The organism is Anabaena sp. FACHB-1237, assembly GCF_014696225.1.
GTDB lineage: Bacteria > Cyanobacteriota > Cyanobacteriia > Cyanobacteriales > Nostocaceae > FACHB-1237.
In genome coordinates this window covers 163,707-185,532 of the sequence record NZ_JACJPV010000005.1, presented here as the reverse complement: position 1 = coordinate 185,532, position 21,826 = coordinate 163,707, and the positions used below count along the sequence as shown (strand labels likewise).

The following is a 21,826-nucleotide window of genomic DNA, read 5'->3' as shown; positions in this document are numbered from 1 at the left end:
TGTAGATGTCTATGTTGCATTGTGCTGTCGAGAGTTTAGTAATTTCTCTCATTCTCCCATACCGATTACTAGACGACCCTTATTTATCAATGCACTATTTTTTTATTCTGTCAATGCGTAAGTCCTAATTTCTTATTAGTCTGATACCAAAAACCACTGATTAATAAAATTAGGATATTGCAGATCATGACCAATTTAGAAGAACGCGGACATCTCCTCACGGAAGAAGTAAATCCCCATAGTCTGAATTTAGACCAACTCAGCGCGTTAGAATTAGTAGAATTATTTAATAGTGAAGACCAAAAAGCTGTAGCTGCTGTAGCTGCTGCTAAATTTGAACTAGCAACCGCTATTGATGCCACTGCCGCTAGATTAGATCAAGGTGGCCGTTTATTTTACATCGGAGCAGGTACAAGTGGCAGATTAGGCGTACTTGATGCCGCCGAATGTCCTCCCACCTTCTGTACACCCCCAGAACTAGTACAGGGCATTATAGCAGGCGGTGCAGGAGCTTTAGTTCGCAGTTCTGAAGACTTAGAAGATCATGCCGAAGATGGCGCAACAGCGATCGCCCAACGCCAAATTACCCAATTAGATGTAGTAATTGGTATTACCGCAGGTGGTACTACTCCTTTCGTTCATGGCGCACTAAACGCAGCTAAACAACGTGGAGCTTTAACAATCTTTATTGCCTGTGTACCCACCAGCCAAGTCAGATTTGAAGCAGACATTGATATTCGCATCTTAACAGGACCAGAAATACTCGCAGGTTCCACTAGATTAAAAGCAGGTACTGTCACTAAACTAGCCTTAAATATACTTTCTACCAGCGTCATGGTAAAATTAGGTAAGGTTTATGGCAATCGTATGGTAGATGTGGCAGTGACTAACCAAAAATTACGCGATCGCGCCCTACGCATCCTACAAGACTTAACAGGATTAAATCGAGAAGGCGCAGGTTTTTTACTAGAAAGCAGTGGTAAATCCGTAAAATTAGCCCTATTAATGTATTGGACAAACTTAGACGCAATCAGTTCTAAACAGCTACTAGATCAACATCACGGCAATCTTCGTACTGCTATAAAATCATTCACTGTTGAAGTTCAGCGATAGCTGCGCTCAGACTGGACATTGCTTTATCAATTACCAATATTTTTTAGTACCTAATGTTAATAAATCAACCATTCTAAATCGTCCAAAAGCCTATACCGTCTTCGTTTTGAATGCATGACTTCCGCCCTGCGGTACTAGAGTTGAAACTTTTACTCTCTGCTCCTAAATCGCTTGTGCGTGAAATCATACTCTTAATCAGGTTAGTTAATAATTTAGGTAGGGTGCGTCATGGCGATAGATTTGGCAGTAACAAATAAGTACCAACACTTGACGCACCAATACAAGAAAAATTAAGCTTGACGTGAATAGTATTCTACAACAAGTAATTCATTAACTTGTAATGCTACCCATTCCCGTTCAACAACACCATTAACCTTACCAACCAACTTATTTTTATCAAATTCCAAATGGTTAGGAAGATTAGCTAAACCAGGATATTGTAAGTTAGCTTCTACTAATTTTTTAGATACTTCCTTATCTCTAACTGAGATAAGTTCACCAGGACGACACTGATAGCTGGCAATATTTACTACCCGTCCATTCACGGTCACGTGACCATGATTTACTAATTGACGGGCTGCTGGTATTGTGGGAGCCATACCCATCCGAAAAACGGTATTATCCAAGCGCATTTCTAACAGTTGTAATAACACTTCTCCGGTAGAACCAGTGACTCGTCTAGCTTTGCGAACATAACGTAACAACTGTTTTTCAGTTAAACCATAATTCATGCGGAGTTTTTGCTTTTCCTCTAAGCGGATAGCATACTCGGAACGCTTTTTACGGTTTTGGCCGTGTTGTCCAGGGGGATAAGCTCGTTTAGCACTTTTACGAGTTAATCCAGGTAATTCACCTAAACGGCGTACAATTCTTAGGCGTGGCCCTCTGTATCGGGACATGAGTTTCCTTAATTTAATCCTTTTTAAAATTTACCAGACTTATTATTATGACATAATTTTGATGATTATGGCTAGTATTTGTTTAGTAGCTATTAGCAGTCAGGAGTTGGGAGCAGGGAGAATTATATTTTACCCAATCACCAGTCACCAATCACTAATTGTCAATTCGATCACAAACATACTTATGAAAAATAGCATCAAAAAAATTAGTCTCTTGGGGAACAAACAACCCAATTATTTCTTCAAAACCTTCAATACAGTTACAGCATCATTTATGACCATTAGTAGTTTATTTGCCAGTATTTTACCTACCATGGCCATTACAGATTCATTTCCCAATGAATATCGAATTTGTGCTAATCAACTAAGAAAAACAGGCCTTACACCAGACCAAGTCGCTCAAAGTTGTGCTAAAACTCTATATCCAACAGACTTATCCGCTTGTGTAGTTAATATTAGTAAACATACGCAAATTTCAGCCTTAGATGCTCTTAATTCCTGCAAACAAGCTCGTCGTCCCCAGGATCTAGCTACTTGTGTGGTGAGTATTAGTAAAGGTGTGAAAGCCGACTCAGCAATAGCCCCAGATGCTCTTGCTTACTGTGGTCGCAGCTTATTACCATTAGACTTTGCCGAATGTGTGATTGCCTTACGTCGAGAGATAGATTTAACTCCTGTGCAATTTTTAGATACTTGTATTAATGCCAGGGAGCGAACTTTTGGTACTGGCGGGATCTAGGCGCACTACAGAATTTTTATCCTCCTTGATGGACTTTGATATTGTAGGTGCAGTTAACAAACTGACCTACATAAAAATAGGTGCACATCATCTGTATTTGATTTTTTTATCTGATTAGGATAGTCTTGATTTTACTTATGTTAATTGGTAAGTGTTTCAATTGATGCTTAAATCATTTCAAGTCAATATTTAACGGCTTTTTATTGATCTTGATCACCAAATACCATTTGTAAAATCATTGGTACTCCTCCCTCTTCGTGGTATTTATCTGCCCAAGCTCGGATAATTTCATCTAACTCTGCTTTGGCTTCTTCGATTTTGTGTTTGGGTATGTCTAGTTCTTCTACACCTCGCATGGTATGAGGTTGACGATCAGCCCAGCATTTCATCAGCCGGAAGTAGCGAGCAGTGTCTTCTACCATAGTGTAAGTGCGTTCTTGATCGTCTGCAGGAGCATAAAACGGACGGGTCAAGGCATAAAAAGGCATTCCCCAAGGACAGTCAATGCGTGTTACCGTACCAGAATACAGTAGACGACGTTTAATATGTTCTGTGAGAGCTTCACTCAGGGGTATCTGATGGGCTGGGGGTAAATCTTCCTGCGATCGCTTATGGAGAAAGTCTATTAATTCCATAAACTCAAAGGAAGTTACTAATTTAGCATCAGGAAGATTTGGCGGTAATTTTTGCTCAATTTGCTTTTTCTCTTCGCTGGTTAAACTAGTTCCCGGAACTCTTGATCTTCCCGGTATCCAAGGAAACTTTTCCATCCACACATAAGGTAATTGAATCAGATAGCGTGGTTCTTGTGAACCTAGCATTTTCAACAGCTTACCTTCTGTCAATGCTTGTCGTACTTCCTCGACAATGATTTTCACTCTTTTTGGTTCAAGATGGTGCAAATGCCCTGTCATTCTCAGGTTTTGCCCCTGTTCCAGATAGGTCATGTAAATTGCACACTTGGCGGCTGTTGCGGCTGCATCTAAAAATGCTCCATGCCTGTGGCCACTAGTACGCATGGCACTAAATGCTAGATATAGCATGATCTGATCCATAGCACTAGGTCCAAGACGCTTAATCAGATCCGTGTCGTTAGTCATATTCACACAGAGAATTAATGGCTCGTTAACAATTGTGGTTTTTTCATCAAACTACTAATTATACACCAAGTGGAAAAATGTTTGCCGGACAACTTAAAAATTTCTGGGAAAATTATTCTGAAATTTACTTGTGAACTTGACAATTTCCGCAAATTTCCCTCAACCGTTAAGTGATTGATTTTCCTTGGGTAATTGTAATTTTCCTTAGTGAATGCTGCTAACCTACCTCCCCTAGTATGAATATGAACATTAAGTCTCAATGTCTAAATCTACAGGGTGTTGGGATTGATTTAGGTAAGTTTTCACTTGGGAAAGCAGGATGTTCTACATTTTTTATTTCAAATAATATTATAACTTTATCTGGAGAAAATATCTATATTTTTGGCAAAAATTTTGGGCAAATTTGGGCAAAATTTTCGCCAATCTGCTATCTTTACTTTCTTGATCTTAAATTTGGGGAGTTATTTGGCATTTTTTTCCAGGCAATACTGGTGGCTCCCACTGTAACAAATAACACTCCTAAAATTTGGATGATATCTAATGATTCTTGTAGTAATATTCCAGCGCAAATTACTGTAATAATAGGCACTGTAGCTCCAATGATAGATGATATTTGTGTGCCAATTTTACGTATACCTAAGTTGTTAAATAAATACCCACAAAGGGTGAGGACTCCCAAAAGAAAAGCACTTAATATCAGTTCGAGAATATTGGATGAGTGAATGGCTAGACCCAGGTTACTGGGTAGGGGAACTATTAAGCAAATAAAACTTAATAGGAGCATGGTGGTAAAGTGAATTAAAGTTAAAGAAACTGGATGAATTTTTAACCTGATGGCGCATATTCTGGTGAGAATAATATAAATTGCAAAAGCAATACCAGAGATAATTGCGGTTATACTACCCAGGGAACTATTATTAAATCCTGCGGGGACACTTAATATTAATATTTCCCCACAAAAAATAGCGGCCATTGCTCCTGCGGCTAAAAAATTGGGACGTTCTTGAAATAAAAACCAGGACAAAAAAACGCTGATGAGTGGATAAATAAAGAAGAGAGCGATCGCTGATCCGGTTTTTACTTCACTCACAGCAATGTAAATTAATACCTGAGATAAAAATAATAAACATCCACTAATTACGGATAATAATAATACTTCTTTTGTCTGTTTTTGTTTGACACTCTTGCTAATACCATTACCCCGTAAGGAATTAAATAAATTTTCCATATCTTGCCACACATCATTATGTAACATAGGAGCTAACATAATCATTAATGGCACAACTACTAGTAGACGCAACATCAAAATTAAAAAAATATTCCCTAATGTTGGTAATATCAATTGTTGTGCTGACAAATTCACCAAAGCATTACTACCTGTGGAAAAAACTGCTTTAATTGCTACATTATAGAGAGAAGAAACTAATGTAGATAAAGCAATTAATATAAATCCTAATTGTAATTTTCCAGGATCAGGAAGTAGAGTTTGTGGCGGCTGTTTTTGTGGAGTTTTGATTTGTTTTCTTGCACTACTCACAACAGCTGAAGATGGAGTAGATGCAGGTACATTAGAACTTACATCTGAACTAACAAGAGTCACAGATTGATGATTTTTTTCCTCTGCATTTGTTAAGTTTATATTTGATATATTGGGATTAATTGCAGTAGAGGTAGTTAAGTTTGGAGTAATAAGAGATTGAGAATTGTGATAATTGTCTATTTCTTCTGAATTTGGTAAATTACCATCAGTAACATTAGAAGTATCAGAAATAATTACAGATGTTTGATTTTCATGATTATTTCCTGAGTTTAAATTTGGTAAATTCCCATCAGATTCAGGAATAATCACAGGTTCGTGATGATTTTGTCGTAATTTTGTAGAATTATCACTAGAGTAAACATCATCATAATTAGTTTCCTCAGAATTTTTCACTTCAGGATCAGGAATAATAACAGAACTACTAGGAGTATCTGTTTTAGCAGGAGGAGGAACTAATATTATTCCAGTAGCGGCTGTAGAATCATTATCTGGTAATGTTTGCGGAATAAAAGCCATTGGTTCCACAATCACTGTTTGTGTAGGCTTTTCTAAGGAGTTTGTAGAACCGTTTTTATAGGGTTCATTTATTTGTAAAACTGTAGGAGATCCGCCTGTAACACCTTTAAGAGAATTTGTTTCTTTGTTTTTTTCTAGTTCGCTACGTAACCGATTTACAAACTCTGCTAAAATAGCTTCACCTTGTTGTTGTTGATTGTACATCCTAGACAACTGTTGAGAAAGATTGCTTTGATAGTTTTTGAGTTCTTGTAATAGGGAACTAAAAGCAATGGTTACAGTATCATCCAGATTATCAATCATGTTACTGAGATTCTGATTAATCTCTGTAACATTATTATGTAGTTTACTAGGATTTAGCGCGTTATTAGTAGTTCTATCCTCTTCTAGGGCTTGTGTAGCGAGGGTTTTTAAGGAAGACTGTAATTGAGAAGAGATATGTTTAGCCAAAACCTCTGCAAGTTGGCGGATTAAAACTTGCTGTTCAGTGATTTGACGTGACTGTTGTAGTTTTTCTTTTTCCTCAATTAACTTTTCAATGTCTTTTGATAGTCTATTTTTTTCAGTTTCCAGACGTTTAACATCTTCTTGTAAAGTCCGCAGCAGGTTTTTTTGAAGATTTTCCAAGTCCTCAACTACATCCCATAGGGCACTTTCTGCGGCTCTGGATAGGTCACCACGAACACGTGGGTTTTCTGGTCGTTTCTCAAATCGCCCCATGAGTTTTAACCTCTAACACCTTGATGATACAGTTATTGAGTAGATAAGTCCTCAAGACACATATTAATTTTCCTGGGAAAATGTAGAAAACGGTAAAAATTTACTAAACTCATATATTTATCTCAAAAAAAAATCCTGATCATACTAAAAATGATAGCACTTAAACCTGCACTCAGAGGAACTGTTATTAACCAAGCCGCAGCAATATTTTTCAGGGTAGAAACCTGTAGGGACTTCCAGTTTTGCGTTAGTCCAATACCAACTACTGCTCCCACAAGTGCGTGAGATGTGGATACGGGTAAGCCTAGACGGGAAGCAATTAAAATTGTGGTGGCCGTGGACAATTCCGCACAAAATCCACTACTGGGCTGTAAACTGATGATGTTTTCGCCGATGGTGCTAATCACTTTTTTGCCCCAAATAGCTAAACCTGTAACAATACCTGTTGCTCCAATTATAAGTATCCAAAAGGGGGTAATCATGTTATTGGTAGTAAGGCTACCAAAATTATTAATGTGGAAAATAACGGCTAAGGGAGCGATCGCATTACCAACATCGTTTGAACCGTGTGCAAATGCAACAAAACAGGCACTTAATACTTGAAATTGGGCAAATATTTTTTCTAGTTGTAGCTGATTGGTGTTTTTATCTATTTGTTTATTTTGACTGATTTTACGCCAACTGACAAATGATAACATTGATATGGATGCTATACAGAATATTATTATTAAATCATGGGCAGGAATATTAATAGTCATCTGCTGGAGGAGATATTGACTCAGGGGTTGAGTTAATTCTGGAAGGACGATAATCCCAAAAACGGTTAATAATAACGTACTGAGCCAGGGAATCCATTCCTGTAATTGGGAGACAGGATCAACTTGGTTAAAAATCCATCGTTGGATGATGCTGTAAAAAAGGGCGGCGATCGCTGCACTGATTACAGGTGTTAAAATCCAACCAATAGTAATTAAACCAATAGATGGCCAATCTATGGCTTGTATGCCTAATGATACGGCAGTAAAACCAGCGATCGCTCCCACTACCGCATGAGAGGAGGAAACGGGTAAACCTTTAGCTGTGGCTATTTGTAACCAGATACCTCCGGTTAATAATACTGTTGCCATGCCTATAGCTAAAATTTGCGGATTATTAGCGAATAATTCGGGATTAGCGATTTTTGTCCCCAGGGTAGAAGTGACTTCTTGTCCGAATAAAACTGCACCTAAAAATTCTAATATTCCCGCAATGATAATTGCTTGTTTTAAGCTAATAGTCCGAGAACCTACGGAAGTTCCCATAGAATTTGCTACATCATTTGCACCCAAGTTACAAGCCAGGTAGAATGCTAAAAAGGCAATAATGGCAATTTCCATACTGATAGTTAAATGATATGACAGATACAACACCAATAAATTCTATTATTATAGGACTTACGCAAGTGTCACAGTAAAAAATCTGTTGTAGGGTGCATCAGACAGTAGAAATCATGTAAATAACCAAATTGTTGCTATCTGACGCACCCTACCAATGTGCCAGTTGCGTAAGTCCTGTATTATTCCAAAAAAAATGTCCATCTGCGTTCAAAATTGCTATAAAATCAAGAATAACATGATATTTTCAGCGATTTTTAGTTATAAGAATATTAACTTACCTTAATGTACATCTTTTGTTTATGTCCGCAAATCTCACAAAATTAGCTTATCAAAGTTTCCACCAAAGCAAAAACTACTTTAGTGTAGCGCATAAAACACTAAGTAAGCAGATTCACAAAATATTGTACCCTGAATTTCAACCGAAAATCACCCCACTGTCAGGGGAAATTGTGGAAGAAGTACAAAAGAGATTAAATGATCTTTTAGAAATTGACTGGGAAGATGCCCAAAAAGGTATTTATCCCCAAAGTTTATTATTTGAAAACTCTTGGGAAGATTTCTTCCAATACTATCCCGTTGTATGTTTTGATTTATTACAAGTTTGGGAACGTATTCACAAGGGAAGATATCAAGAATTTTCTCCAGAAATTCCCAAAGACATCTATCCTAGCTATTACTTACAGAATTTTCATTACCAAACAGATGGTTATTTAAGTGAAATTTCAGCCAATTTATACGACTTACAAGTAGAACTTTTGTTTGGAGGTTCAACCGATGCTATGAGAAGACGTATTCTGGCACCTATGAAACATAAATTGGAGGTTTTCACAGATATTCCCCAAAAACAAATTCGCATTTTAGATGTTGCTTGTGGTACGGGTAGAACTCTGAAATTAATCAGATCCGCTTTACCTCAAGTGTGTTTATATGGTACAGATTTATCACCAAATTATTTAAAAAAAGCCAATTCTTTATTATCGCAAATTCTTGGAGAACTACCACAATTAGCCCAAGCAAATGCGGAGGAACTACCCTATCGAGATGATTATTTTCATGCTACAGTTGCCGTTTTTCTGTTTCATGAATTACCGTCTCATGTCCGCCAAACTGTTATAGAACAATGTTTTCGCGTGACTAAACCCGGTGGAGTTTTCATAATTTGCGATTCTATTCAACTTAGTGACGCACCGCATTTAGCATCAGTAATGAATAACTTTTACCAAACTTTTCATGAACCTTATTATCATCATTATATGACAGATGATTTAAGTGGATATTTAGAAAAGGCCGGTTTTGAAAATGTACAAACACAAGTTCATTTTATGAGCAAATTCTGGGTTGCCCATAAAGCTATTCTTTGTTAACAATTAACAGTTAACAGTTAGCTGGTGATAATAGAGCGGTATACACTTCAATACTAGAGAAACTTATGCATGCAGAAATGCAAAAAGCATATACTAAAGCTGGTAGCTGGTAGCTGATAGCTGATATGTAGTGCTATAACTGTCTTTAGCTCTGTCAGAGATAGGAAAATGCTGATCCTGTAGCGTTAATGTCATCATGCAAAATTGGAAATATGTAGTGCTATAACTGTCTTCATCTCTGTCAGATAAGTGGAAATTCTGCAATTGTGTAGTGCTGTAACTTTCTATCTTGAGATTCCACTATTTAATATGCAAAAAACGAAATATCTCAATTCAATAATATCATTTCTTGTTTGCCAATTAATCTTTCCAGGGGAAAATTAACACCAAACCCTTACACCATAGAATTGATATCATTAACTTAAGCATCCAAACCTTTACGTCCACTTCCTCTATGTCGGCTGGGGTTTTGAGGTTGGTTAGGACTAGGTTTTGTTTGTTGAGCTAATAATTGTGGTGCGTCAATTTTAGCTGTCATCAGTTGAGAAATTTGAGTCTGTACTGCTTGGGAGTTAATGGCTAAGGAGCCACATAACAAACTCGATACTATAATTGAAGTTGCAACGCGCATAATAGTAGATGTCTATTTTAGAACTCTCTACTTCTTTTATACTTAACTTATCTATCTCTATCCGGAAAATTTACAAAAAAGTGTTGCATTTTACTGAATAAAGTTAATTTGATAATTTTTCTAAATGTTCAACAATTAACCATTTTCCAGAGAAGTTAATTCTACACCAAATTTTGATCTTTTCTCCTGATGTACAGTTCTGTAATTGTTGATCTATAAGCGATCGCCTGGTGACAAGTTGCCACTTATTATTTTGATTATCTGGTAAGTTATCTACTAATTTACTTTCTAAATCAGTATTTTCTGTAATATAAAATTGGTAATTTTGCTGATCGGATTTTTGGAAAATTCCTATCAGACAATCTAAATTTGATCTATTGTTAAACTTCTCATTTTTATCCCACAATACACCAGGACAAACACCACTAGCAGGATAGGCTTGTGGGTTGTCTAAATAATAGTTTTGCCAGTATTTCCAATCAGGATGATTAATTGGTAAGTTAAATAAGGGAACTATAGCTGTTGGTGAGTAGTCATTGTTGAGTAACGCCGTTTGTAATGTTCTCACTGGCAACTCTCTAGGCTGACATTCTAACTCAATACATAGCGCGGCGGCCATACCTGCGGCCTGCCCAATTCCCATCACCACAGGTTGCAATCTGGTAGCACCATTAGCAATGTGAGAAACTGAGATGTTTTTTTCGCAAACTAGCAAACCATCTACACTAACAGGTACTAAACTGCGATAGGGAATAGTAAAGGGTGTTCCTGTCCATCTTCCGCCCCAACGAATAGACTTAGGTTTAAGTGGAAATTGCACACCAGGATAGTGATGATCGTTGGCATAGTTGCCTATGGCAATTGTATCATGAAACGATGACAAATGACTACCATTTTTTGATGGTAAAATGTCTTGTTCGCGGATGGTGGTGAGGCCAACTAAACGGCGGCTTTCTCGAAAATAGGGATGGAGCGCGAAAGCGGAAGCCGGAGTGGGAAAAGTTCCTGTTGCTAGTCCGTAGCGTCGGCCAAGGTGGGAGGGAATATTACTTTGAATAAAATGGGCAAAATTTTGACTATGCCAAAAACATTCTTGTAAAAACTCTCGCCTTTGTGTTTCTGATTGTAACAAACGATTAACGTTTTGGCAGTAGTCATTTCCACAAATTGGCCAGTTAATCATAAATTTATTTTCTGGCAGTCGTCCATAGTTCAGAAATGTTTCTGCTCCGTAGTTATCCCAAGCACCCTTAAATAAGGATGGGTCATAATTAGGCGCGGGAGAAATTTCTGGAGGCGTTTGTGATGTATTATTAAAGTCTTCCATGACTACTACCCAGGTGGGAGATTGCACTGGATAGGTTTGAGTAAGTGTATTAAAATCTTCTGGTGCGCTAGGTTCTCCCCATTGTGATTTTAATTCCCAACCCCAACGATAAGGAACTTCTGCTAAGGCTAATAAGTCTCCTAGTTCTGTACCATCAATAATAATTTTGGCGTGAATTGTTAAGTCTGCAAAGCGTACACCTGTAATTTTGTCCTGTTCTCGCAATACTTCTAATGGTACTTTACCAGTGATCCATGTTAAGTATGATAATTTTTTTACCCAGTCTGCGAATATTTCCGCACCTATCCGGGGATGATAGCTAAAAAAACTTACCCAACTATGATCTAGTCCTCCGGGTTGTCTGCGTTGTAGTTCTTGGATGAAGTCTCCCCATAAACCAGTTTGGAAGGCTTCTAATTCATTACCATCGGGTGCAGATACACCTGCGGAGGTTAACATTCCTCCTAACCAGGAAAATTCACTGACAAGAATGGTTTTAATACCTCTACGTGCGGCTTGAATAGCTGCGGCTGTTCCACCTGTACCTCCGCCAACTATGAGAATATCTGTGGTATAGGTTTGTTTTGTCATGTTTCGGAAACTTTGTTGTTGCTGAATTATGATTTTATCTCACGCAGAGCCGCAGAGTCACGGAGAGCGGGATATGCTATTCTTTTATGATGAAATTGTTGCCAAACATCTACAAATATTTGGGCTATTTTACTCATTTCTTCTCTGGTTAGTCCTGATTCTGCTAGTTGTCCATCTTGCCATCTGGCTTTAAGAATATTATTTAACATATTTAGCGCTTTTTCTGGTGTTCCATCTTTTAAACTTCTTAATGCTGCTTCACAGGAGTCTGCTAACATGACTATTCCTGTTTCTCTGGTTTGGGGAATTGGTCCATCATACCTGAAGTCTCCTTCATTAATTTGATATTTTTCGGGGTTATTCTTCGCTATTTCTTGGGCTTGATGATAAAAATATGCTATGGTCATTGTACCTTGATGTTCGGGTATAAATGCTTGAATTGCTGTGGGTAATTTATGTTTTTTGGCCATTTTTAACCCTTCAGTGACGTGCTTTTTAATCATAGCTGCACTTTGCCAAGGATCTTTTATTTGTGTTTCGTGTTTGTTTTCTCCCCCCATTTGATTTTCTATAAATCCTAGTGGGTCGTGCATTTTTCCAATATCATGATATAGTGTTCCGGCTCTAACTAATTCTACGTTACATTTGAGTTGTTTTGCTGCTGCTTCTGCTAGGGTAGCTACTAATAATGTATGTTGAAATGTTCCTGGTGTTTCTGTGGCTAATTTTTTTAATAATGGTAGGTTAGGATTGGCTATTTCTGCTAGTCTAATGGGGGTAATTAAATCAAATACTTTTTCTAAATACGGGCTTATTCCTAATGCTATGATGCTCCATGTTAAACCATATATACCACATAAACTCGCTTCTTGAAAAATTATGTACCAAGGGTTATGAAATATATTACCTGTGCATATTTTTATGATAATTTCTAATAATAAATATGTGCCTCCTTGTATTAGCGCTGTAGCAATTCCTAGTAATGCTAATTCTTCCCGCGATCGCCTTTTATGCGCCATATAACCACTGAATATTCCTCCCACAGTTCCGGCTAATAACGCTATTCTACTAATATCTGTTCCTATGGGTATGATTATTGCTAATAATCCTATTACTGTAATACTAATTGTGGGACTATAAAAACTACCTAATAATAGGCCAATTCCACTCCATGTACTATGGGATAAACCGATGGCTAATGCTCCTGATACAGTTAATGTTAATAGTAAAATGAGAAAGCGATCGCGTTGTCTTAAATAATTTTTACTCTTGCTTTCACACCAGACAAATATACTAATTGCTAGGGTAACACATAACCCTAAAATTGTTAATCTGATCCAGTTTATTCTATGGGTTATTAATTTATAATGTTCTAAAACTTGCAAGTTCCAATTATTAATTTTCTCTCCTTTTTTGACTATTATATCTCCAGCTTTTACTTCTACCATTACAGCTTCAACTTGTTGCGCTGCTTGTTCTGCTTGTTGTTTAGTTTGTATTTCATCTTGTTTTAAGTTCGGTTTTACTACTTCTAATAAAATTCGACTTGCTAAGGGTTCTGCTTCTATAGGTACGGAAGATTGTATTTGTAAATTTATCGCATCTCGACGTATTTGTAAAGGTATTCCTTCAGCTATTCCTTGAGTCAGTATTCTCTGTAAACTTTGACTAATTCCTGTTTGTGTTTTGTCCCAATTATCATCGGTTAATTGTAAAATTAATGTATCTGCATATATTCTTTTAACTTGTGAACTTTCTAATCTTTCTAATTTATTAATTCCCTGTTGATAGCTTTTTCTAGCTTGGTTTATTTCCTTGATAATTTGAGAATATTGATGATCTAATTTGATTATCTGATATGTTTGTAATTGTGTAATAACTTGTTTAAAATTAACTTGGTTATTATTGTTGTGATTCTTATTATTTATACCTAATAAGGGAAAGCTAGATAATGGTTTAATGAAGTTATTTTTCTGCTTTTGCTTATTTGGCAAATTATGTAGTAAGGTTAATTGTATTTTTTGCCATTGTTCATCACTACAAGAACGTAAGTAATTTTGAGTGGGAATTGATAATAAAGAACTATCAAAAAATGGAAATAAACCCACAGTATTCCGCAGATCATTTCCTATTTTAATAATTTCTGCTAAATTTTGATTAATTTGTCCATTTATTTCAGTATCAATAATTAATATAGGTACAGATTTTTTACTAGCTTCCTGACGTTTAATTTCTGTTTCTTCCTTATTTTCAATTTTATCTGTATAGGGAACAACAAAGGTTTCTAATGCTATATTTCCCAGTTGAATTTGTGGTTGATTATATAATTGATATCCTGTTAAACTGGTTAATGATAATATGGCACATACTAAAATTACTAAAGACCGATGTTTATGTATCCAATTGTAAATTATTCTGTCTATTCTATGACTTCTTTGCTGGTTGTCTGTAATTAGTTCAAAATTTAATGTTCTCTGTTTTTGTTGTTGCTGAGTTGTGGTTGAAAATAAACTTAATTTTTTAATAAAGTTTCTATTTATGCTTTTAACTACCTTTGTGATCCTCGTTGTGTGTATTTTATAAAAATATCGTTGAGAAATACAACGAAATAAACCAAAATACTGATTATTATGGCATAATACCTGATAGTGTTGTTGCCATTGTCTCAATCTCTGATGTAAAGATTGTAAAAGTTTATGGGTTTTCATTGAATTAATTTATTTTTTCTTGTTTGTTAAGCTGTTGTGCTTTTAATTTGGATAATAGATACAAGCAAGATGCTTACACTACAGCAATTTTAGGTTTTTTAGTTATACAGTGAGTGCTGCACATCAGCTTAGTAACTGCTAATAATATCAGGTGCAGCAACAATATTATACTCTGTTTCTGAGAAATTACTCACATTATCTTGAATATCTTGATTAACATGATAACAACCAGACCAGACTGCTATCATTGTATCAGCTAATTTTAACATCTGGTTAACATTGTTTAACCCCCACAGGGGTAATTTTTCAGATGTTAGGGAAGTTTGCCAGGTTATAGGTATGCTAATCTTACTATTATATGCTCCTGATAATGCACCAGCGATCGCTCCTGTAATATCTGGGTAGGGAAAATAATTATTTTTACTAGTTCTTAATACCGTAAGTTTAAAGTCTTCTAAGGTACTTAAAAAAGTATATATTGCTAAACTGATATTATTGGTTAATATTTCTGGAGATTTTATTTGACTTTGAACTATTTCTAATCCTGTATTTTCTCTTAAAAGATGATCAACTATCATTAATTTCTCTGGAATTAATGTTGATGTTTCTCCTAAAAAATCTATAATTTCAGGAATGAGTTTCTCTGCTACTAATTTCTCGTTTAAACATTTAGCGATCGCATATCCTATCACTAAACTACCGTCTCTAACTATAGCATCACATCCCCAAGTTTTTACCAATTCTAGGATATTCTCCCGCATTTTTCCCAGGTTCTCATGATAAAATATCGCTAATGGTAAAGTACCGATGATTCTTTGTCCATGACTGTGAATATTATCATTTAATTGATCCTCTAATTCAACGTTTATTTTCCTTGCTTCTAATAACCAATTATCTATATCTAGTTTTCCCGAATTAATTAAACTTTCTGTACCAGCAACCGCAATTTTACCTAAGTTACCAGAATTACTAGTCCCTAATTTTTCTCCTAATACTGCTCCTAAAAATGCACCTCTAACTCTATTAACTAATGAATAACGCATAAACAATTAATAACCAAAAATCAAGCATTTAGCTATAGTCAGTAATTTTCAACTGTTAGTTTTCAATTACCTATCATCTAACTTCTTAAATGATGCACCAGAGCTTGTAAACCTAATATGTAGCTCTGAGAACCAAAACCACTAATTTGGCCTATAACCACTGGTGCTATATAAGAGTGATGACGAAATTCTTCCCGACGATAAATATTACTTAGATGTACTTCCACAGTGGGGATATTAACAGCAGCGATCGCGTCTCGTAAAGCTACACTTGTATGAGTATAAGCTCCCGCATTAATAATTATACCTTGATGCCGCCCTAATGCCCCATGAATATTATCCACTAGCACCCCTTCGTGATTTGATTGTACAGGTGTTAGCTTCACTTGTAGATTCACTGCTTCTGTTTCTAACAAGTGATTAATATTAGCTAAAGTTAGAGATCCATAAATTCCAGGCTCTCTTAAACCCAGCAAATTAAGATTAGGACCATGAAGTACCAGAATACTTAAATTAGTCAAAGTTTTCTCCCGCACCCTTAATAACTCTAACGACGGCGGGAACGTTCATTAACAGGAATAGGAATTAATTCCGCTTCCGGTTCAGCTTCCGGACCTAGTAGGGCTTCAACTAGCTTCCGTGCTAATTCTTTAAGCTTTTCCAGTACCTTTTCTATATAATCCATTGAACGGACTGCTCCTGAGATACTACCTGCTATATTTGAGTGTATGGGGTTTACCAATAACAATTGACAAATTTGGTGTTTTACCTTACTTATTACAATATCACATTTTTTGATTAATTGTTAGTGGTTAATTAAGCAATTGTTAACAATTTTAGTTTTCCAAGAGTGTGGAGTGGGAGGTGTCGGGTTTAGCAGTGATCATTGGTCTGAACTTAACGTGAAACCCATAACCCGACTGGGAATCAATTCCTGTATGTCATAGCAAAAGTCATCAGCAAGATGAATAAAATAGCCCGAAAATTTTTTAAATTGTTTAGTTTACTTTAGTAAACTTGAGCTATTAGCTGTGGAAATATGGCTTGCGCCACGCCTTGCTATCATTTCCACAGCAGGTGCAAAAGCCAGGCAAATAAGCCTCTGTAGCTTAAGTTGACATGAGATCATGCTTTATGCCTACTAACTCCTGACTCTTATTAACCTTCCTTCCTTTTCCTAGTTGTTGACTTAGTTCCTGTTTTGCGAGTTGTTTTTGTACTGGCCTTAGCTGATAATAATTCTAAAGCTTTTGTAAAAGTAATACCTTCTACAGTTTCACCTTCGGGAATACTAACATTGGTTTTACCATGTTTAATATATGGTCCGTAGGGTCCATCATAAATGTTAACATCACCATCGTCATCAGGATGTTTACCTAATTCTCGTAATGCGGCTTTAGTTTTACTCTTTGTAGTGGATCTACCTTTTTTTGGTTCTGCTAATAACTCTAATGCCCGCTCTAAAGAAATTGTTAATACATTATCACTAGATTTTAGAGAACGATAGTCTTTACCTTCCTTACCCTGATCATGAGCTACATAAGGACCAAATCTACCTAAACTCGCTTGGACTTTACCTCCAGTCAGAGGATGAGTTCCCAAATATCTAGGTAAAGATAACAAGCCTACAGCCATCTCCAATGTAACTGTTTCTGGTGTCACACCTTTAGGTAAAGATGCTTGTTTGGGTTTAGGGTTTTCTTCGGTTTTGTCACCTAATTGGATGTAAGGTCCATAAGTACCTATTTTAACGTAAATTGTTTCACCTGTTTCGGGGTGACGACCTAATTCATCAGGTCCGACTGTTTTCTGCTTGAGAAGTATTTCTACTTGTCTAGGGTCAAGATCAGCAGGTGTGACATCTTTAGGAATAGAAGCTGTAACTACAGTATCGCCATTTTCCACTTCTAAATATGGACCAAATTTACCAATACGGACTTTAGCAGCCAGGTTTTCTAATTCTACAGTACGGGCTCTTGTACCATCAATAAGGCTTTCCTGTTCTCTAACTAACGTTTCTAAACCCTGTTCACCAAGATAGAATTTTTGAAGATAAGGCAGCCATTTCACTTCACCCTCAGCAATATCATCGAGGGTTTGTTCCATTTTTGACGTAAAACTTGGATCAACTATATCAGGAAAATGTTTTTCTAGTAAGTCTGTCACAGCAAAAGCTGTAAAGGTAGGAATTAAAGCATTACTAACTAATTGAGTGTAACCTTTGTCAATGATTGTACCAATAATACTGGCGTAGGTACTAGGACGACCAATACCTTCACTTTCTAAAGTTTTGACAAGGGTTGCTTCTGTGTATCTTGCTGGAGGTTGAGTTTCGTGACCAATAGCTTCCAACTCTGTACAATTAGGATGCTCTCCCTGTTTTAATGGAGGAAGAATAATTTCTTGATCTTCTAAAGCTGCTTCAGGATCATCCGAACCTTCTACATAGGCGCGTAAAAATCCAGGAAAGTCAATACGTTTACCAGATGCTCTAAAACCCGCATCTTCAACTTGTAATTGTACTGTAATTTGAGTTTGACGGGAATCAGCCATTTGAGATGCTACTGTACGCTTCCAAATTAAATCATAAACGGCAAATTCTCGGCCACTTAAACCTGTTTCTTGGGGGGTTCTAAAGGTACTACCAGCAGGACGTATGGCTTCATGAGCTTCTTGTGCGCCTTTAGACTTAGTAGTATATTGTCTAGGCTGAGGGCTAAGATATTCTTTGCCATACTTCTGTTCTACACAACTACGAGCTGCGGATATAGCCTGGTCAGATAGATGTACAGAATCAGTTCGCATATAGGTAATATAACCTTGCTCATACAAGTTTTGAGCAATTCGCATTGTATCTCGTGCCGAAAGTCTTAATTTTCGGTTTGATTCTTGTTGTAATGTGGATGTGGTAAATGGTGGTGCAGGTTTGCGAGTTACAGGACGCTCTTCCACATCATTAACCGTCCAATTTTTCCCTTCCAACCTTTCTTTCAGGGCTTGGGCTTGTGCTTCATTTAATAGAACTACATTGCGTCCTGCGGCTATTTGTCCGGTGTTAGGGTCAAAATCGCTGCCTGTCGCTACTTTTGTGCCTGCTAGGGTGATTAAAACCGCGCTAAAGGGGCTTGTTTCTTGGAGTAAACTGGCTTTCAAATCCCAATATGAACCTTCTCGGAAGGCTCGACGTTGACGTTCTTTATTAACTAATAATCGCACTGCTACGGATTGAACTCGACCTGCGGATAGTCCCCAAGCAATTTTTTTCCATAATAAGGGAGATAGGGTATATCCTACTAAACGATCTAAGATGCGGCGAGTTTCTTGAGCGCGAACTAACTGCTCATCAATGTTACGGCAATTTTTTAGTGCTTTTTTAATAGCTTCTTGGGTAATTTCATGGAATACCATCCGCTTTGTAGGAACTTTAGGTTTAAGCAGTTGATATAAGTGCCAACTTATACTTTCACCTTCTCTATCTTCGTCTGTGGCCAGTATTAATTCATCTGCTTCTTTCAAAGCATCTTTTAATTGACTGACAATCTTTTTCTTATCTTTTGGAATAACGTAAATTGGTTCAAATTCACCTTCTACATTAACTCCTAGTTGCGCCCATTTTTCGCCTTTAACGGCTGGTGGAATTTCACTAGCAGACTGTGGTAAATCGCGGACGTGACCCATAGACGCTTCTACTCGATAGTTGTTAGGTAAGTAGTTACGAATGGTACGTGCTTTGGTTGGAGATTCAACAATGACAAGAGTTGACATGGAAATTTCAAGAAAATAATAGCTGTAATGCTAAAAAGTTAAGCTGACAAAAAATTTCAGACTGAACCTTTAATTAACCTTGACACAAGATTATCGAAATCAGATCAGACGGGTTTTATAAAAATCAATATAGAATACACCTAGAATACACCTAATTTATATTTTCCACTATAATCAATCTATCAACTTTATCTTATCTATCATATTTATTTTTTCATGTATCATTCTTACTCGGTTACTACTATATTGCCTTACAGTTATTTTCAGGTACATCAACCACAATTTTTGTCTCGCTTTTATTTTGCCTAAGAGGATGTTTTGAAAGTATTGGGCGAATATACAGCACATTCCATCTACATGAGGTACACTATGAACACAGCAAGATGCCTGTGTTACAAGAGTTTTATCATTAACATCTGTATCTCATAATAACGGAAACTGCTGTAATTTGCTACTACACAAACAAAGTTCACCTGCGTGGACTAATAAAAAATAAATCGGATTTTAACCTGCTTAGAAAAGTTTTATCTTTGTAGACGAGATTTATAATCGCCTATTTTAGTATTAATTTAGACTTTACAAACATCCTCTAAAGGCGAGTTAACGAATTTAAAAATATATACTATATTAGTTTATTGGCAAATATCTATTAGCAAAGTGAAGTATGAAAAAACTCTTTTATAGATTAATATAAAAACCATTGTTTGCATATTTATGATTAAATAAGTTATTTTTTATTTGTCTAGTTAATTCACCAATAACAGCTGAATTGTGATATTAGCCAGGAAATAAATCTCTTGTATAAGAGTATGTTTGTAAAGTAAATGCAATCATAAATTGCAGTTAGTCCTGTTAAAATTCTTTGTTTTTTGATTAGTCCACGCAAGTAGACTTCTCCTGTGTATCTAGGTAATTTACCCAATACTTTTAAAAACATCATCTAAAAGAAGATACTCGGTTAAAAGCGAATAATTGTACTAATTGCTAACTCCTGGCTCGGTGAGTGCTATAAGTGCTATAATATTGTTATTGAGTTTTATGAGAATGATGTTCACGGAAAAATTAGCACAATTAAAGATATTATTTACAGAGATAGATCGGGCTTTAATTGCTTATTCTGGGGGAGTTGATAGTGCATTAGTGGCTAAAATTGCTTATGATGTATTAGGCGATCGCGCATTAGCTGTAACTGCTGTTTCTCCTTCATTATTACCTGAAGAATTAGAAGATGCGAAAATTCAAGCTGCAATGATTGGTATCAAACATGAAGTTGTAGAAACTCAAGAAATGAATAATCCTCATTATACTTCTAATCCTGTGAATAGATGTTATTTTTGTAAAAGTGAATTGCACGATACTCTCAAACCATTAGCGATTAAATTAGGGTATCCTTATGTGGTAGATGGTGTAAATGCTGATGATTTAAAAGATTATCGTCCAGGTATTCAAGCTGCAAAAGAAAGAGGTGCGCGATCGCCTTTAGCAGAAATAGGAATTACTAAAATAGAAGTTAGACAAATTTCCCAACAATTAGGACTTTCTTGGTGGGATAAACCAGCACAACCTTGTTTAAGTTCACGTTTTCCCTATGGTGAAGAAATTACCATAAATAAGTTACAAAGAGTGGGTAGAGCGGAAATTTATTTAAGAAATTTAGGTTGGCAAAATTTGCGGGTACGTTCAGAAAATGATACTGCTAGAATTGAAATTTCACCGGAAAAAATTACGGAATTTGTCACAAATACAGACTTACCTGCTTTAGTTTCTGCATTCCAAAATCTGGGTTTTATGTATGTAACTTTAGATTTAGAAGGTTATAAAAGTGGTAAATTAAATCGGGTATTACAAAATAATTGATACTTAAAGCTATCAGCTAAGAATAAAAAAACTGACTCCTCACTCCTTGTACTGGTTTAGCAGTGATAAACACCTGCTGAATGATCTTGCTTATAAAGCTGCTACTCTATATTAAACTTCATACAGTGCTAATTGGAAAACTTTATAACTTGCTTGATAAAGATTTAATCCATCCCTAGTTAATTCCATTTGCATATTTCTATCACCATCGGACAACCAACTATGAATATACTATGAATATTAAGATAATTAACCAATTCTTGACGGGCAATGATATAAAGTTGAGAGTTGATATGACAAATACGACTATTAGCAACTTTTTGATAACGCACAGGTAAAATAGATTGTATAACTATTTGACTTTGCGTATAAGAAAAACATAAATGTTTAATAATATATTGATAGTTTTGTAAAATAGATTGATTAGTAGCAACCTTTCGTAAATCATTAATACCCACCATCAAATAAATTACCTCTGGTTTATTTTGAGAAAAATAGCGCGGAATGTCCTTCTTGCTGACCTAGCGATAGCGATCG

Annotated in this window: 16 protein-coding genes; 4 read left to right on the top strand and 12 right to left on the bottom strand. The window is 36.2% G+C overall.

Going from position 1 to position 21,826, the window contains the following annotated elements; translation table 11 throughout:
• Positions 1-186: 186 nt before the first annotated feature.
• Entirely contained in the window at positions 187-1,113 is a 927-nt protein-coding gene (murQ, locus tag H6F32_RS04335; RefSeq protein ID WP_190368105.1) for an N-acetylmuramic acid 6-phosphate etherase, read from the top strand.
• 290 nt (positions 1,114-1,403) lie between these two features.
• On the opposite strand, the gene rpsD is transcribed toward murQ, so the two are convergent.
• Complete coding sequence (rpsD, locus tag H6F32_RS04330) at positions 1,404-2,012, bottom strand: 30S ribosomal protein S4 (RefSeq protein WP_190368104.1); 609 nt, start codon at positions 2,010-2,012, stop codon at positions 1,404-1,406.
• Between the two features lie 274 nt (positions 2,013-2,286).
• Here rpsD and H6F32_RS04325 point away from each other — a divergent pair, with 274 nt between their 5' ends.
• Positions 2,287-2,751 (top strand): hypothetical protein, encoded by a 465-nt coding sequence (locus tag H6F32_RS04325; RefSeq protein ID WP_242031044.1) that lies wholly within the window; start codon positions 2,287-2,289, stop codon positions 2,749-2,751.
• A gap of 200 nt (positions 2,752-2,951) precedes the next feature.
• Here the strand turns inward: H6F32_RS04325 and hetR are convergent, their stop codons facing one another.
• The 3 genes from hetR to H6F32_RS04310 all read right to left on the bottom strand — a co-directional run bounded on the left by hetR (position 2,952) and on the right by H6F32_RS04310 (position 8,003).
• On the bottom strand, positions 2,952-3,851 hold the full coding sequence (gene hetR / locus H6F32_RS04320; RefSeq protein WP_190368103.1) for a heterocyst differentiation master regulator HetR: 900 nt from the start codon (positions 3,849-3,851) through the stop codon (positions 2,952-2,954).
• A gap of 433 nt (positions 3,852-4,284) precedes the next feature.
• On the bottom strand, positions 4,285-6,627 hold the full coding sequence (locus H6F32_RS04315) for an EamA family transporter (RefSeq protein ID WP_190368102.1): 2,343 nt from the start codon (positions 6,625-6,627) through the stop codon (positions 4,285-4,287).
• Between the two features lie 122 nt (positions 6,628-6,749).
• On the bottom strand, positions 6,750-8,003 hold the full coding sequence (locus H6F32_RS04310; protein WP_190368101.1) for an inorganic phosphate transporter: 1,254 nt from the start codon (positions 8,001-8,003) through the stop codon (positions 6,750-6,752).
• 299 nt (positions 8,004-8,302) lie between these two features.
• On the opposite strand from H6F32_RS04310, the gene H6F32_RS04305 reads away from it, so the two are divergent.
• Positions 8,303-9,367 (top strand): class I SAM-dependent methyltransferase, encoded by a 1,065-nt coding sequence (locus H6F32_RS04305; RefSeq protein ID WP_190368100.1) that lies wholly within the window; start codon positions 8,303-8,305, stop codon positions 9,365-9,367.
• A 421-nt stretch (positions 9,368-9,788) separates the two neighbouring features.
• On the opposite strand, the gene patX is transcribed toward H6F32_RS04305, so the two are convergent.
• The 7 genes from patX to topA all read right to left on the bottom strand — a co-directional run bounded on the left by patX (position 9,789) and on the right by topA (position 19,432).
• Entirely contained in the window at positions 9,789-9,998 is a 210-nt protein-coding gene (patX, locus tag H6F32_RS04300) for a heterocyst-inhibiting protein PatX (protein WP_190368099.1), read from the bottom strand.
• A 103-nt stretch (positions 9,999-10,101) separates the two neighbouring features.
• Positions 10,102-11,916 (bottom strand): FAD-dependent oxidoreductase, encoded by a 1,815-nt coding sequence (locus tag H6F32_RS04295; protein WP_190368098.1) that lies wholly within the window; start codon positions 11,914-11,916, stop codon positions 10,102-10,104.
• A 26-nt stretch (positions 11,917-11,942) separates the two neighbouring features.
• On the bottom strand, positions 11,943-14,624 hold the full coding sequence (locus tag H6F32_RS04290; protein ID WP_190368097.1) for an HD family phosphohydrolase: 2,682 nt from the start codon (positions 14,622-14,624) through the stop codon (positions 11,943-11,945).
• Between the two features lie 128 nt (positions 14,625-14,752).
• Complete coding sequence (locus tag H6F32_RS04285) at positions 14,753-15,667, bottom strand: ADP-ribosylglycohydrolase family protein (protein ID WP_190368096.1); 915 nt, start codon at positions 15,665-15,667, stop codon at positions 14,753-14,755.
• Between the two features lie 77 nt (positions 15,668-15,744).
• Positions 15,745-16,188: a type II 3-dehydroquinate dehydratase gene (gene aroQ / locus H6F32_RS04280; RefSeq protein ID WP_190368095.1), complete on the bottom strand. Its 444-nt coding sequence runs from the start codon at positions 16,186-16,188 to the stop codon at positions 15,745-15,747.
• Positions 16,189-16,214: 26 nt separating this feature from the next.
• Positions 16,215-16,352: a hypothetical protein gene (locus H6F32_RS04275; protein ID WP_190368094.1), complete on the bottom strand. Its 138-nt coding sequence runs from the start codon at positions 16,350-16,352 to the stop codon at positions 16,215-16,217.
• A gap of 473 nt (positions 16,353-16,825) precedes the next feature.
• Positions 16,826-19,432, bottom strand: coding sequence for a type I DNA topoisomerase (gene topA, locus H6F32_RS04270; RefSeq protein WP_190368093.1), 2,607 nt, complete (start codon positions 19,430-19,432; stop codon positions 16,826-16,828).
• Positions 19,433-20,476: 1,044 nt separating this feature from the next.
• Here topA and larE point away from each other — a divergent pair.
• Positions 20,477-21,289, top strand: coding sequence for an ATP-dependent sacrificial sulfur transferase LarE (gene larE / locus H6F32_RS04265; protein WP_190368121.1), 813 nt, complete (start codon positions 20,477-20,479; stop codon positions 21,287-21,289).
• Positions 21,290-21,468: 179 nt separating this feature from the next.
• On the opposite strand, the gene H6F32_RS04260 is transcribed toward larE, so the two are convergent.
• Complete coding sequence (locus tag H6F32_RS04260; protein ID WP_190368092.1) at positions 21,469-21,750, bottom strand: hypothetical protein; 282 nt, start codon at positions 21,748-21,750, stop codon at positions 21,469-21,471.
• Positions 21,751-21,826 lie beyond the last annotated feature (76 nt).

What these genes read in the sequence shown, in the direction of transcription:
- murQ (WP_190368105.1), top strand. Translation starts at nt 187, where the DNA reads ATGACCAATTTAGAAGAACGCGGACATCTCCTCACGGAAGAAGTAAAT.
- rpsD (WP_190368104.1), bottom strand. Translation starts at nt 2,012, where the DNA reads ATGTCCCGATACAGAGGGCCACGCCTAAGAATTGTACGCCGTTTAGGT.
- H6F32_RS04325 (WP_242031044.1), top strand. Translation starts at nt 2,287, where the DNA reads ATGACCATTAGTAGTTTATTTGCCAGTATTTTACCTACCATGGCCATT.
- hetR (WP_190368103.1), bottom strand. Translation starts at nt 3,851, where the DNA reads ATGACTAACGACACGGATCTGATTAAGCGTCTTGGACCTAGTGCTATG.
- H6F32_RS04315 (WP_190368102.1), bottom strand. Translation starts at nt 6,627, where the DNA reads ATGGGGCGATTTGAGAAACGACCAGAAAACCCACGTGTTCGTGGTGAC.
- H6F32_RS04310 (WP_190368101.1), bottom strand. Translation starts at nt 8,003, where the DNA reads ATGGAAATTGCCATTATTGCCTTTTTAGCATTCTACCTGGCTTGTAAC.
- H6F32_RS04305 (WP_190368100.1), top strand. Translation starts at nt 8,303, where the DNA reads ATGTCCGCAAATCTCACAAAATTAGCTTATCAAAGTTTCCACCAAAGC.
- patX (WP_190368099.1), bottom strand. Translation starts at nt 9,998, where the DNA reads ATGCGCGTTGCAACTTCAATTATAGTATCGAGTTTGTTATGTGGCTCC.
- H6F32_RS04295 (WP_190368098.1), bottom strand. Translation starts at nt 11,916, where the DNA reads ATGACAAAACAAACCTATACCACAGATATTCTCATAGTTGGCGGAGGT.
- H6F32_RS04290 (WP_190368097.1), bottom strand. Translation starts at nt 14,624, where the DNA reads ATGAAAACCCATAAACTTTTACAATCTTTACATCAGAGATTGAGACAA.
- H6F32_RS04285 (WP_190368096.1), bottom strand. Translation starts at nt 15,667, where the DNA reads ATGCGTTATTCATTAGTTAATAGAGTTAGAGGTGCATTTTTAGGAGCA.
- H6F32_RS04275 (WP_190368094.1), bottom strand. Translation starts at nt 16,352, where the DNA reads ATGGATTATATAGAAAAGGTACTGGAAAAGCTTAAAGAATTAGCACGG.
- topA (WP_190368093.1), bottom strand. Translation starts at nt 19,432, where the DNA reads ATGTCAACTCTTGTCATTGTTGAATCTCCAACCAAAGCACGTACCATT.
- larE (WP_190368121.1), top strand. Translation starts at nt 20,477, where the DNA reads ATGATGTTCACGGAAAAATTAGCACAATTAAAGATATTATTTACAGAG.
- H6F32_RS04260 (WP_190368092.1), bottom strand. Translation starts at nt 21,750, where the DNA reads ATGGTGGGTATTAATGATTTACGAAAGGTTGCTACTAATCAATCTATT.